The sequence below is a fragment of the Ignavibacteria bacterium genome (assembly GCA_017302895.1).
Lineage (GTDB): Bacteria > Bacteroidota > Ignavibacteria > Ignavibacteriales > Ignavibacteriaceae > UTCHB3.
The window spans coordinates 1,111,605-1,125,196 of the sequence record JAFLBV010000001.1 but is presented as its reverse complement, the minus strand read 5'-3'; the positions used below and the strand labels follow the sequence as shown (position 1 = coordinate 1,125,196).

Annotated in this window: 14 protein-coding genes; 2 read left to right on the top strand and 12 right to left on the bottom strand. The window is 44.4% G+C overall.

The features are described 5' to 3' along the window. Positions 1 to 22: 22 nt before the first annotated feature. Both J0L60_04360 and J0L60_04355 read right to left on the bottom strand, forming a co-directional pair. Positions 23 to 1,618, bottom strand: coding sequence for an ATP-dependent DNA ligase (locus J0L60_04360; GenBank protein ID MBN8545348.1), 1,596 nt, complete (start codon positions 1,616 to 1,618; stop codon positions 23 to 25). Then, positions 1,615 to 2,631, bottom strand: coding sequence for a ligase-associated DNA damage response exonuclease (locus J0L60_04355; GenBank protein ID MBN8545347.1), 1,017 nt, complete (start codon positions 2,629 to 2,631; stop codon positions 1,615 to 1,617). The genes J0L60_04360 and J0L60_04355 overlap by 4 nt, the downstream gene beginning before the upstream one ends. 145 nt (positions 2,632 to 2,776) lie before the next feature. Here J0L60_04355 and J0L60_04350 point away from each other — a divergent pair, with 145 nt between their 5' ends. Next, positions 2,777 to 3,796 (top strand): endonuclease/exonuclease/phosphatase family protein, encoded by a 1,020-nt coding sequence (locus J0L60_04350; GenBank protein ID MBN8545346.1) that lies wholly within the window; start codon positions 2,777 to 2,779, stop codon positions 3,794 to 3,796. Then, a complete protein-coding gene (locus J0L60_04345; protein MBN8545345.1) occupies positions 3,796 to 5,271 on the top strand; it encodes an aminotransferase class I/II-fold pyridoxal phosphate-dependent enzyme in 1,476 nt (491 codons plus the stop codon). The genes J0L60_04350 and J0L60_04345 overlap by 1 nt, the downstream gene beginning before the upstream one ends. Positions 5,272 to 6,571: 1,300 nt before the next feature. On the opposite strand, the gene rlmB is transcribed toward J0L60_04345, so the two are convergent. The 10 genes from rlmB to J0L60_04295 all read right to left on the bottom strand — a co-directional run bounded on the left by rlmB (position 6,572) and on the right by J0L60_04295 (position 13,591). Beyond that, positions 6,572 to 7,300 carry a 23S rRNA (guanosine(2251)-2'-O)-methyltransferase RlmB gene (gene rlmB, locus J0L60_04340; GenBank protein ID MBN8545344.1) on the bottom strand — a complete coding sequence of 243 codons (729 nt, stop codon included), beginning with the start codon at positions 7,298 to 7,300 and terminating at the stop codon, positions 6,572 to 6,574. 8 nt (positions 7,301 to 7,308) lie between these two features. Further along, the gene (locus J0L60_04335) at positions 7,309 to 8,193 is read right to left on the bottom strand and encodes a prolipoprotein diacylglyceryl transferase (protein MBN8545343.1); all 885 of its coding nucleotides are present in this window, start codon (positions 8,191 to 8,193) and stop codon (positions 7,309 to 7,311) included. Then, positions 8,194 to 8,715 carry a hypothetical protein gene (locus J0L60_04330; GenBank protein ID MBN8545342.1) on the bottom strand — a complete coding sequence of 174 codons (522 nt, stop codon included), beginning with the start codon at positions 8,713 to 8,715 and terminating at the stop codon, positions 8,194 to 8,196. It abuts the gene before it with no gap. Between the two features lie 15 nt (positions 8,716 to 8,730). Further along, a complete protein-coding gene (locus tag J0L60_04325) occupies positions 8,731 to 9,204 on the bottom strand; it encodes a PTS sugar transporter subunit IIA (GenBank protein ID MBN8545341.1) in 474 nt (157 codons plus the stop codon). Between the two features lie 73 nt (positions 9,205 to 9,277). Continuing rightward, positions 9,278 to 10,480 carry an ornithine--oxo-acid transaminase gene (gene rocD / locus J0L60_04320; protein ID MBN8545340.1) on the bottom strand — a complete coding sequence of 401 codons (1,203 nt, stop codon included), beginning with the start codon at positions 10,478 to 10,480 and terminating at the stop codon, positions 9,278 to 9,280. Positions 10,481 to 10,671: 191 nt separating this feature from the next. Further along, positions 10,672 to 10,989: a monovalent cation/H(+) antiporter subunit G gene (locus tag J0L60_04315; protein ID MBN8545339.1), complete on the bottom strand. Its 318-nt coding sequence runs from the start codon at positions 10,987 to 10,989 to the stop codon at positions 10,672 to 10,674. After that, positions 10,986 to 11,258 (bottom strand): cation:proton antiporter, encoded by a 273-nt coding sequence (locus J0L60_04310; GenBank protein MBN8545338.1) that lies wholly within the window; start codon positions 11,256 to 11,258, stop codon positions 10,986 to 10,988. The genes J0L60_04315 and J0L60_04310 overlap by 4 nt, the downstream gene beginning before the upstream one ends. Beyond that, a complete protein-coding gene (locus J0L60_04305) occupies positions 11,255 to 11,728 on the bottom strand; it encodes a Na+/H+ antiporter subunit E (protein MBN8545337.1) in 474 nt (157 codons plus the stop codon). The genes J0L60_04310 and J0L60_04305 overlap by 4 nt, the downstream gene beginning before the upstream one ends. Continuing rightward, positions 11,728 to 13,233, bottom strand: a complete 1,506-nt coding sequence (locus J0L60_04300; protein MBN8545336.1) for a Na+/H+ antiporter subunit D — start codon at positions 13,231 to 13,233, stop codon at positions 11,728 to 11,730. Before J0L60_04300 ends, J0L60_04305 begins: the two co-directional genes overlap by 1 nt. 4 nt (positions 13,234 to 13,237) lie before the next feature. After that, entirely contained in the window at positions 13,238 to 13,591 is a 354-nt protein-coding gene (locus J0L60_04295) for a Na+/H+ antiporter subunit C (protein MBN8545335.1), read from the bottom strand. Position 13,592: the final 1 nt, after the last annotated feature.

The following is a 13,592-nucleotide window of genomic DNA, read 5'->3' as shown; positions in this document are numbered from 1 at the left end:
TATGTTAAAACATATAATGTTACTACATAGTTCCCGGAGTTACAATTTTTTTTAATTGATCAAGGGAATCCGCATCTTTTATCGAGAGATCCTTCCTCCACCTTTTTATTCTGGGAAACCTGACAGCTACCCCACATTTGTGACGGCTCGAAAGTTGAATCCCTTCAAATGCTATCTCAAAAACAAGTTTTGGAGTGACTGACCTGACAGGACCAAATTTTTCGATAGTATTTTGCTTCACAAATCTGTCAACTTCAACAATTTCCTCATCTGTGAGTCCCGAATATGCTTTTGCAAACGGAACCAGCCTCCCGTGATCCCAAACTGCAAAGGTGTAGTCGGTAAAAAGCCCTGCCCGCCTTCCGTGACCCGCCTGGGCATAGAGCAAGACGGCATCTACAGTCCAGGGATCAACTTTCCATTTCCACCAGTCACCTCTTTTTCTGCCTGTCTGATAAACGGAATCTAACCGTTTCAACATCACCCCTTCAAACGATCTTTCACGGGAACGGGAACGAATTTCCTCCAGTTCTTCAAAATCAGAAAATTGAATCGACGGTGAAAGAATAAGCCTGCCTGAACCACCCCCCTTAAGAAGTACCTCAAGTTTTTCTCTTCTTTCTGCGAGTTTTATGCTTCTTATATCCTGACCTGACAGCTCAAGAATATCAAAAACAAGAAATGTTACGGGATATTCCTTCATCATTTTCTGCGAGACGGTTTTCCTCCCGATCCTTTTTTGCATTTTGGCAAAGGACTGCGGAGAATTGTCTTCCCATATCAGTAATTCACCGTCGAGAACAACCCCGTCAGGGAGTGATTTCGCCGATTCAACTATCTCAGGGAGCTGATCATTAATTATCTCCTCTCCCCTGGACCAGATGAAGATTTCACCCCTCCTTTTTATTAGTTGAGCCCTGATTCCGTCATATTTCCATTCTGCAAGCCAAAGTCCGGAGTCTCCCAGGCTTTCGCGAGGAACATCAAGAGGATTTGCCAGACAGAAAGGATATGGTTTGCTGATATCCTCAGTCTCTTCATTTTTTGAAACAAGATATCTGTAAAACTCAAGAGTTGGCTGCCACTTCCCCATCAGGCGGTGTGTCAGGACATTTTGGTCGATCCCTGTATGAGCCGAAAGAGCCTTCACGATGGTTTGTGTGGAGACACCGATCCGAAATCCGCCGGATATCAGCTTTGTAAAAACAAATCTCTCGTCACTCCCAAGCGACTCCCATGCTGTAAGAAGGACTTCCTTTTGCTCCTCAAGTGTCATTTTGCCCAATGGAAGTATCACCTCCTCCACCCAATCCGATAGACTTTTCCTGCTCCCCGTCCCGCTTCCTTTTACCAGCAGTGAAATGGTTTCTGCCAGATCGCCGACATTTTCATAGCACTCCTCGAACAACCAAAGGGGAATTGCGGCCGCCTCCGCTCCCCAGGCTCTCATGTCAGTAACTTTAACTGCTCTTTTGGGCCTGTTCCCTGAAAGGAAGGCAATTACATAAATCTGATCTTTTTCGGGAGCTGTGGAAAAAAATTTTAAAAGGGCTTCCTGCTTTCCGTTGCTGCTTGTGGTCTCTTCGAGGTCTCTGAAAAGTTCTGCAAACTCTCTCATTCCATCACCTCCCTTACATACCCCGTGTCACCGGCAAAGGCTGTCTCCAACGGCTCAGCGTCATATCCCTTCTCTCTGAGGTAGCGGGTGAACTGCTGCGAAAATCCGTGAGTTGCCAATATCTTTTCAGCATCAGTTGCTTCCACAGCCCGAAGAAGCCCTTTCCAGTCGGCATGATCTGAAAGAACAAACCCCCGCCCGATGTTCCCCATCCGTCGTCTTCCCCGAACCATCATCCAACCTGAAGCAAAAGCAGTGGTATATTCTCCGGTTGCGGCAAGCCATTCTTCTGAACCGTTTGCCTGAGGTGCAACCATGATGCCTCCGGGTTCAATCCGGTTACCAATCAGTTTCTCAACAGGAAGCGTATCGGGCAGATTTATACCCGCCTCACGGTAGCACCGATTCATCTCCTCTACAGGACTGGAGACATAAATTTTTCCAATTTCGGGGTTTAGCGATGCCAGTAACCGCTGTGCCTTACCGAGTGAGTAACCCAAAAGGAGGGAGGTTATTCTATCTCTTTTGTTCCTCACCCACCACTCATTAATCTGACTCGAGATGTTTTTTGGATCGTCCCAGTCGTAAATCGGCAGGGCAAAAGTCGATTCGGTAATAAAAGTATCACATTTCACGGGTTCAAACGGGGCACAGGTTGGATTTTCCGTGGTGCCAAAATCCCCAGTGAACACAGTTACATTTCCCTTGTATTCAAGTCTGATCTGGGATGATCCCAGGAGGTGACCCGCCGGATGAAGAGAAACGGTTACTCCATTTATCTTGATTTCTTCCCCGTATTCGAGTGTTTCAAGCGAAATGTCACTGCCGAGTCTGGTTCTTAGAATCTGTCGCGAATCTTTATGAGCAAGGAAATTCCTGACCACCTTTCTCGCATGATCGCTGTGACCATGTGATATTATAGCTTTGTCAACATAACCGTGGGGGTCAACATAAAAATCCCCCTGAGGAGAGTAAAGCCCCATGGGAGTGGTTACCAGTAAACTTCTTGCCATAAACTTCTTTAAATTTTTGTTCTCAAATATATGAAACAACTTCCCTTGATTCCTTGTATTACATTCAACTGTAACAATTTTAACCAAATCGGGAATTTTGGAAAAGATTATATTTAAACACTTTATTCAATAAATTTTAAGAAAAATGAAAACTCTCAAAATATTCTTTGCTCTCCTGTTTTTGGTTCACTTTTCCGCTGCAAGCCAAAGTGGTGAAAAATCAATTTTTGTGGCATCATACAATGTGGAAAATCTCTTCGACACAATTGATGATCCTGCAATTGATGATGCACAGTTCCTTCCGACAGGGGAATCAAAGTGGGATACTGAAAAATATACAACCAAACTGAAAAATCTCGCCCGCGTTATCGATGCTATGAACGACGGCAAAGGTCCCGATGTACTCGGACTCGTCGAAGTCGAAAACCTTGGGGTGATTCGTGATCTCCTCTCCAATCTTAAATCCGGCAAGAATTACGAGATAATTCATTATGAATCTCCTGACGGAAGGGGTATCGATGTGGCGCTCGTCTACAACAGGGCCCTCTTCACTACGGTGAAATCAGATACGGCTGTGGTAACTCTGCCGAACAAATGGCCAACCCGCTCCATACTCCATGCTGCACTTCTCGCAGAAAACGGAAAAACGATCCACTTTTTTGTGAACCACTGGCCCTCAAGAAGAGGCGGTTCTGATGAGTCGGAAGTGAACAGAATTGCAGCCGCTCTTCGCCTTAAAACGGAAACGGATAAAGTTCTGAAAGATGATCCGTCGGCAAATATTATCATAATGGGCGATTTTAATGACGAGCCAGCCGACAAATCAATCGTTGAAAACCTGCAGGCACCCGAACTCAAATGCCCCGTCGAGTCACCCGTAAAAGGCGATCAGCTATACAATATCGCTGCCACAAAGAAAAGCAAGGGTGAAGGCTCCTACAAATATCAGGGGCAGTGGAACATGATTGACCAGATGATCATCTCGGGAAATCTTGCAAATAACGGATATATCTGCGACTCATATACCATTTTTAACCCCGAATTTATTCAGCAAAAAGGGGGAAAGTACGAGGGTTCTTCACTCCCCACTTTCGGCGGGAAAAAATATTTCGGCGGTTACAGCGACCATTTCGCAATCTATGCAAAATTCAAACTGGCGAAATGATGAAAAACGAAATCAATGATCTGCTCGGAATGTTTCTTGGACCGAAAGGCGAAAACACACCCCTTTTCAAGGAGCTCCTCCTCAAAGTGGTGGACAGTCACGATGCGATAAGAAAATCCGCCTTCCCTGAAGACACATCCCTTTTTACGGAGTCACAGGCATCGCAGTCATTGATTTCAGAACTGAATAAATTTCTCGAACTTCAGAAGAAAAATCTCCCTTATTTCCATCCCCGCTATTCAGCTCAGATGCTGAAAGACCCTACAATCCCCTCTGTTCTTGGGTATCTGGCGTTTATCCTCTCAAATCCGAATAATCATGCCTGGGAGGGAGGTCCCGTAACCACGGAGATGGAACTGGAAGTAACGGATACACTTCTGAAAATGTGCGGATTCAAAACCGGTTGGGGGCATCTCGCTAGCGGCGGCTCACTTGCAAATACCGAAGCCCTTTGGGCTGCCCGCGATCATTACGGAAACGGAAGGGTCTTCTTTTCGGAAGTGTCACACTACTCATGGAAAAGAATCTGTAAAATCTTGAGCATCGACTCCTATGAGGAAGTGGCGGTTGACGGAAATTTTAGAATGAACCTCAACTCCCTCGAAGACGCCCTGAAGAAGTGCAGCAAACCACTGATGGTTATCGCCAATTTTGGCTCCACAGGCGCAGGAACCGCTGACGACATCGAAGGCATTCTCGAACTGAAAAAGAAATACAATTTCCATCTCCACATCGACGCAGCCTATGGTGGATTTTTCAGATCGTGCATCCTCGATGATGACTTCAATCTTCTGCCGTTCAATCCTGAAGGAGACATTTCGCTCCATTCATACACCCAAATGAAGCATTTTGCAGAAGCTGATTCAATTACCATCGACCCGCACAAACAGGGTTTTATGCAATATGGCGCCGGTGCCGTTATCTACAAGGATGAGGCTCTGAGAGGTACCCTCTCAAACACGGCTCCCTACACATATCATAAAACCGACAAACCAAACATTGGAATGTTTTCTCTTGAAGGAAGCAGGCCCGGATCAATGGCCGCAGCCTGTTACCTGACATATAAGGTGATGCCTCCCGTTGCCTCCGGACTGGGACAACTCCTCAATCTCTCGATAGCATCGGCAAACAAATTTCATTCCCTCATCGAAGAATCGGACAAATTCAAAAATTTCAACAGACCCGACCTCGATATCTGTACCTTCTACGCCAATAAAGCCACTTCAGCAAAAGAGATCAACAACGCTAATCTCGCAATTTATCAAAAACTCTCCGTCGAAAACCCCGAAGCAGAGTTCATCATCTCAAAATTCGTCACATCCGCCGAGATTGCTGCCCGTGCCATCCCCGGACTGATAAATCCCGACAACGAAAACTTCTCAGCACTCCGTTCCGTCTTCATGAAACACTGGAATGCCCTCGACGACTTCAGATATGTGAAACTCCTCGTGGAAAAACTGGAAAACGAAGGATGAAAATTTGAAGGCAGAAGGATGGATTTTTGAAGGATGAATTTTTGAAGGCTGAGGGATGAATTTTTGAAAGCTAAAAATTTGAAGGCAGAGGGATGAATTTTTGAAGGCTGAAAATCGACGGATGAATTTGGAGGTATGAAAACCAATAGCTTGGGAATTCATTCCCGGGGAACTCGACACTATCCACAACTTAAACTTCAGAAAAGGAGCGACAATCGTCTCGATTGTCCTGCCGAAAATGCCAGGAATAATTCATAAGTCATAACTCAAAACTAATAACTCACTTTTGTCCTGCCGAAAATGCCGGGATCTTCTACCCATATTTCGCCAAAAGGGCTTTTTCAGGTATTAGGGATTAGGTATAAGGTATTATTTTTTGATTCTATCCACATGCCGCCCAGAGGGCTCATCTGCTCCAACTCATAGCTAATTGTTCATAGATCATAGCTGTTTCCACATGCCGCCCAGAGGGCCTTATTCTTAGAATTCTTTCTCATCATGAATATCGTGTTCAAATCATTTCGCCACAGGGATCAAATAATCATCAGATTGAAGTCTGTTTTATTCTCCATCGGCAGTTAAATTGTGTTTTTCGGATTCTATTCCGAAATTATTATGTGTTTTTCGGATTTTATTCCGAAATTATTATAAGTTTTTCGGATTCTATTCCGAAATTATTATAAGTTTTTCGGAATATTGCCGATTCTGCGAGATGGAGGGGGTGTAAGAGGCGTTAAATTTGTCGGCAGGAATTTATTCTATCCATATGTCGCCCAAAGGGCTTTATTCAGGTATTAGGGATTAGGTATAAGGTATTATTTTTTTGATTCTATCCACATGTCGCCCAAAGGGCTCTTTTGATATTAGTCGCGGGAGTTCTACCCACATGTCGCCCAAAGGGCTAATCTGCTTCAGTTCATAGCTAATAGTTCATAGATCATAGCTTTCCCCATATGTCGCCCAAAGGGCTCATCTGCTCCAGTTCATAGCTAGTAGTTCATAGATCATAGCTGTTTCCACATGTCGCCACAAGGGCTTTATTCTTAGAATTCTTTCTTATCATGATTATCGTGTTCAAAATATGTCGCCCAAAGGGCTCAATTTTGTCGGTAGGACAATCGAGACGATTGTCGCTCCTTTTCTGTAGCCTAAGGTTGTGGATATCGTCAAGTTTCCTGGGAATGAATTCCCAGGCTATTGATTTTTCAGCCGTCAGCCTTCAAATATTCAGCCCTCGTTATTCATCCTTCAAAATTTCAGCCGTCAGCCTTCAAATATTCAGCCCTCGTTATTCAGCCTTCTACCAAATTCCTCTTTCTCTGAGGATATTGAAGAGGGTGACGCCTGTAGCGACGGATACATTGAGGGATTGAATTTTTCCAAGCATGGGGATGGTTACGATGAAGTCGCATTTGTCTTTTACGAGGCGGCGGATGCCTTTTTCTTCATTTCCGGAGATTATGAGGAGGGGGGATGTGTAGTCAATTTTGGGTTTGTGCGGAGTGTCTTCGAGGGCGAGTCCGACAGACCAAAAGCCTGCTTTCTGACACTCTTCGATGGCAGTCACGAGGTTGTTCACTTCTGCAATTTTCATATGTGCGGCTGCACCTGCCGAGGTTTTGAATGCGGTGATGTTTAAGGGGGCACTTCCATGTTTTGTGACTATGATTCCGTCAACACCAGCACACTCTGCAGACCGGATGATGGCACCGAGATTGTGGGGATCCTGCACGGAATCGAGTGCGAGAAGGAGTTTGTTTCTTTTTAGGGAGAACGAAATCAGTTCCTGAAGTGCAACTGTCTGAAATGCCTGAACCTTTGCAGCGACTCCCTGGGTGGTTTCATGTCCGCGGGTAAGATCGGCGAATTTCTTGGGGTCTATTTCCGAGACCTGAATCCGTTTTTTACCTGCGAGTTCAGAGATTTCCTTTAAGAGTTCGCCTTTGATACCCCTTTGAAAAAAGACAATATCAACTTTGGCAGTCGCTTTAAGAGCTTCCAAAACGGGTTTTCTGCCCGCTATTACGATCGACTCGCTCACTTTTTGGTTTTCTTTGCCGCTTGTTTTTCTTCTTTTTTCGGTTTTAGAGAATCGGGCGGAACAAACCTTGGTTTATCCGGATTCTGCCAGGTGTAATAGTAGAAGCCCCATGCACCGGCAAAAAAGAGACCAAGAGCCACGAGTTGAGCTTCACTGAGTCCGAGAAACAATCTTGGATTCAGTCTGATAAACTCAATCATGAATCTTTCGAGACCGGCAAAAATGAGATAGATTGAAAAAAGCTTACCTGTCGGCCAGTCTTTTGTTCTTAGTTTCCACAAACCGAATGACAAAACACACATCAAAAGAAATTCATAGATCGGGGTCGGGTGCAGAGGGGTATTATCGGGCACCATTCCACCGGGGAAGGCTTTACCCACCTCTGTTCCGAGGAACATCAATGAAGGTTTTACAATACCGTTTTCATAGTTGGTACCCCAAGGCAGGTCGGTTGGCAGACCGTAGTCACCGTCACCTGCGAGGTGACAGCCGATTCTTCCGATTCCGTATGCGAGAGCGAGTGCCGGGGCAACTGCATCAGCCACAAAAAGGAAGGGGATTTTCTTTTGTTTCATCCTGAGAAATATTGCAAGCATTGCAAGAAGGAGGCCACCGTGGAATGTGAGTCCGCCGGGGGAAAAAATCGCAGCTACCGGGTCAGTTCTGAATTCACCGGGATTAGCCAGGAGGTGAAAAAGCTTGCTTCCTGCCACACCAAAGACGATGGCGAGAAGTGTAATTTCAGTTGCAAAATTGGTATCAACTCCCCTTCTTTCAAATTCCTTCGAGAGCATCCAGCTTGCGACAATGAAGGAAATTCCGAGCATCAAGCCGTAACTGTGGACTGTAAAGGGTCCGATTGTCAATATTTCAGGATACATCTATCTGTCAACCTCTTCAAAAGTGTTTAACTCGGGAGCAAGCCGGAACCCGCAGAAAAGTCTGTTGTTTTTCTTGTCAGGCATCGACTCTTCAACCAGCAGCATTTCCTTTTTGTAGATATTAAAATCAACCGAAATGGAGTTTATACTGCCGTCCTGTTTGATAACATTGAATGTGTGTTTACCGAAAAGGTCTTCAAAAAAGAGGTCTACGCGAGCGGGACCCGCCTGAACATGATAAGCCTGCCGGGTGTTAAGACCAAGCAGGCTGACATCAATAGTGTTTCTGACCTTCCTGACATCCACCGATATCTCATAGTTCAGATAAACAAACTCTTTTACCGTCATGATTGTCAGTACATAGAACTGTTTTTTCTGAACTTTGTCGAAGAAGTAATATACCATCGCTTTGTACTCGATGGAATCCTCTGTTTTCACAGGGGTGGTATTCATCATCTTGTCGATGGTCTTTTTTCTTGTTTTGGGTATCTTGGGGACACCCTCTTGCTTGCGTAAAGGCATCAGTTTTCTGTCAGATTACAGGTTTTCGTAGTAGGTTTCTTCTTCGGTATTGAAGATGTTCATTATTTCGTCAGAAGTTTTGGCTTCCATCAGTTTACGACGGAACTCATCCTTGGTCATCATCCTTGATATCCTGCTAAGAAGTTTGATGTGAAGGCTGACGAGATTTTCCTTCCCCACGAGAAGAAAAACAAGGTGAACGGGCTGACCATCGTGCGCATTATACTCCACAGGGTGCGAAGCCTTGCCAAATGCACAGAGAATCTCCGTTATTGCGTCTGTCTTGCCGTGAGGAAGTGCAAAGTTTTTGCCAATTCCCGTTGATATTATTTTCTCTCTCTCAAAAACTGAAGTTCTTACTTTTTCGAGATCGTTTACACGAGGATCTTCAGCAAAAAGATCCACCATTTGGTTAATAACTTCTTCTTTTGTGTTACCTGAGAGTTCAGGAATTATAAATTCCTTTTTCAGCAGATCAGAAAGTTTCATTTCATTTATTCCGATTCTTTAATGTTTGAGAATAAAAATGATCAATATCTCACGGTATTGAAAATTGTTTTTATCATGCCATCAGAAGGACTTCGCGGATGTGCCCGAGAGCCTCATCTATTTCCGCTTTTGTAATCACAAGCGGAGGAGCGAAACGGATGACATGTGTATGTGTTTCTTTACATAAAATTCCTCTTTCAGCGAGTGCTTCGCAGAATCTTCTGGCACCGCCTGAGGACTCATGCAGCTCAACACCGATGAACAACCCTTTTCCTCTGATCTCTTTCACATGAGCCGAGGCGATTTTGGAAAGTTCTGCACGGAAGTAATTTCCGAGTTCAAAAGAGTTCTCAACGAGTTTCTCTTCAACCAGAACTTTAAGGCTCTCTCTTGCCACTGCGGCACCGAGCGGATTTCCGCCGAATGTTGATCCGTGGTCACCGGGATTGAAAACTCCCAGCACTTCCCTGTCGGATAGAACTGCTGACACAGGATAACAGCCACCCGAAAGGGCTTTTCCTATAATCACCACATCCGGTTTAATGTCTTCATACTGGAAAGCAAAAAGCTTGCCTGAACGACCGAGACCTGACTGAATTTCATCAGCGATAAAAAGAACATTGTGTTTTTTGCACAGGTCAAAAGCCTCTTTCAAATAACCGTCGGGTGGTATTATGATACCTGCTTCACCCTGAATCGGTTCGATAAGGAACGCGATGGTATCATCATTAATTGCCGCTTTAAGCGATTCAATGTTACCGTATTCAACATTGTGAAAACCGGGGGTAAAAGGTCCAAATCCGTCTTTATATTGTTCTTCAGTCGAAAAACTAACGATGGAGATGGTTCTTCCCGAAAAATTGTTTGTACAGGTAAGGATTGTCCCTTTATCTTCGGCAATTCCTTTCACCTTGTGTCCCCATTTACGGGCAGCCTTAAGAGCGGTCTCAACAGCTTCCGCACCCGAGTTCATGGGAAGCATCATCTGATAACCGGTCAGTTCGCACAATTCCTGAGCGAGCAGAGGCAACTGGTTGTTTCTGAAAGCCCTCGAGGTCAATGTAACCTTTTCTGCCTGATCTTTCAATACCTTTACAATTCTGGGATGGCAATGTCCCTGATTTACTGCTGAATAGGCAGCAAGACAGTCCAAATATTTTTTACCGTCAACATCCCACATGTAAACACCTTCTGCATGATCAATCACCACATCCAGCGGATGATAATTGTGGGCACCAAACTTTTCTTCAATTGCAATATAATCTTTTGAGTTCATGAATATCCTTTTTCAAATTTTAAAAATCTCCGTCTTTAAATGTACCAAAAAAAGAACTCTAAGAGAATTATGAGTTATGAATTATTAGTTATGAGTTAAGATTTAACCCGAAAATTTTGTGATACTCCGGCATAGTTCCTGTCTCAGCAATTTAACCAATAACTAAAAACTCATAAATCATAACTAATAACTCATAGCTTCTTCAGGTCATCCCTCTTTGTGTTCCAGAGCGGTAACTTGTTAAGGTACGCGGCTTTACCGAGAAGGTGGGATGCCACGGGGGCGGTAATCATCAGAAAAACAACTATGAGAATGGTTCGGGAAATTATTTCTGTCGTACCGAAGTGGAGCCCGGTGGTTATCAGGATTATTGAAATACCGAGAGTTGAGGCTTTCGTGGAGGCTGACATTCTAAGGTAGATATCTGGCATCTTCAGGATACCGAGAGCGGCGAGAAGAATAACAAAACTGCCGAGGATGAGAAAAGAACCGGTGAGAATGTCGCTCATTTTTTACTCCGTAATTGTAGATAATATGCAAATCCCGCTGTGCCAAGAAAACTGACAAAGCCGAGAACAAGGCCCGCATCGAGAATGTAGGTTTCACCGCTTTTTATGGAATAAACCGCAATGAATGCAATTCCAAGTGAGGTTGTAAGGTCAAGAGCCACAACCCTGTCGGCAGTGTGAGGTCCCTTTACCAGCCTTATTAATACGATAAGCATGGAAAGGGAGATAAGTATCAGGGAATAGGTTAATGCAAATTCAAGAAACATTATTCAAACACCTCCAGTATCCTTCTTTCGAATCCCGATTTGATATCTGCAATTGCCTTGTCGGGATCACCGGCGTACATCAAATGGACATAGAGAAACTTCCTGTCAGGCGACACATCTATGCTCAGCGTCCCCGGGGTGAGTGTAATCAGGTTTGCAAGAAGCGTAATCTCAAAATCACCTTTTAGAGAAAGAGGCACTGCCACTATTGCAGGTTCGGAAAGGAATTGTGGTGTAAGCAGCTCCTTCGCAACATTGTAATTCGACACAATCAATTCCCAAATAAAGAAGAAGAGCAGATTCACTGCCTTAAAGAGTTTTTTGGTATAGTTTGAAGCTCCTATCACTCTCTCGAGAAGGAATATTACACCAAATCCAACTGCCAGTCCTTCAAACAAAGCAAATATGCCAAAACTGCCTGAAAGGAACATCCAGACAACTCCAAGTGTGATGTTGAGTGAGAGTTTACCCATCATTTGAACCTCAGCACGGAATTGATGTAATCAGTTTTGTTCAATAATTCTCTTGCAGACTCCGCAGCAGCATCAAAAAAAGGTGCGGTATAAAAACCGATGACAAGAGTGCAGACTGCCAAAGCCACAGCGGGAGCAATGAGCATTATTTTTTTATTGCGGGAGATCGAAGAATACCTGTCGATTTCAGGAACATCTTTGGGCAGATCCTTCCAGAAAACCTCGTTCCAGATTTTCATCATCGAATAGAGGGTAAGAATTGAGACAAAAAGCGACACACCGGTAATCAGCCATGCTTCAGCAGCAAAACCCGCCTTGACTAATGAAAATTTTGCCCAAAATCCCGAAAGAGGAGGTATTCCCGCAAGTGAGAGGGCAGGAACAAGGAAAAGCAAGCCAAGCAAAGGATATGCCTTGTAAACACCCCCGAGTCTGTCGAGTGCGTAACTTCCTTTGATCTCCCTTATTATGCCTCCTACGAGAAACAGATTCGTCTTTACAATGATGTGGTGTATTATATAGAAAATTGCACCCGCAAGTGCGAGCGGAGAATTGAGGGCAAGCCCCATGATCATGTACCCTATCTGACTGACGATGTGAAACGAGAGAATCCGCCTAATGTCATTCTGAGCGGCGGCTCCCAAAACACCAACCACCATGGTGAATCCCGAAATTACCAGCAGGATTGTGTGTGTCACCTCAGTATTGTTATCAAAAATCAAGGTGAATACCCGGATCATGGCATAAACACCAACTTTTGTGAGCATTCCCGCAAAAACAGCGGAAACAACCGCAGGAGGTGTGTGATACGAAGCCGGCAGCCAGAAGAAGAGGGGAAATACTGCTGATTTGATACCAAAAGCTATCAGAAAAAAGATCGCGACTGTTGTGGTAAGCCATTGCTCTTTGATTGCGGGAATCTTCACCGCAAGATCAGCCATGTTCAGAGTACCGGCAATTCCATACAATATTCCGACCGCAACAAGGAAAAAGAGGGAGGAAACGAGATTGAGCGTTACATACTTTATCGCACCCTCGAGTTGGGCTTTGGTACCCCCTAGGGAAATAAGCACAAACGACGACATCAGCATCACTTCGAACCAGACATAAAGGTTGAAGATGTCACCCGTAAGAAAACTGCCGTTGATCCCCATAAAAAGAGTGGAAAGGAGTGTGTAAAATCCGAATTTCTCCCTTTCAGCATCTATCGTTGCGAAGGCATAAAACGAGGAGGCAAAAGCCATTAAGCCGGAGATAGCGATCATTATTGCAGCTAATTTATCGACCACAAATGATATTCCAAAGGGTGCCTCCCAACCGCCAACCTGAACAGCATAAGTTCCGGATGTAAAGACATGCTGCAGCAGAAAAACGGAAACAAGAAGGACAAAACCTGATGATGCAGAGAATATTATCCTTTGTGCCTGAATTCTCTCCCTGAAGAAGATGGTTAGAATTGCAGCAAAAAACGGTATAAGAAGTGGTAATAAAATCAGGAGTTTCATGCCATCAACCCAGCCTGTCTGTTGTGTTCATGTCATCAAGATCGTCAGATTGCAGGCTCTTGTAATTCTGCTTGAAGAGAACTATCAGAAACGCCTGAACACCAAAACCGATTACAATGGCTGTAAGAATCAGAGCCTGTGGAAGCGGATCCGCAAACGGTTCAAAAGGAGAATCGAGCCCTTCAGGTACAAAAGCGGCTTTCCCCTTTGTTATTCTGCCGATTGTAAAAATGAGAAGGTTCGCTGCATGCCCCAGAAATGCAAGACCAATTATCATTTTCACCATGCTTCTTCTGAGGATCATATAAATTCCGACAGCCGTCAGAACTCCCGTGATTATCGCAAGAAAAAGAACCATA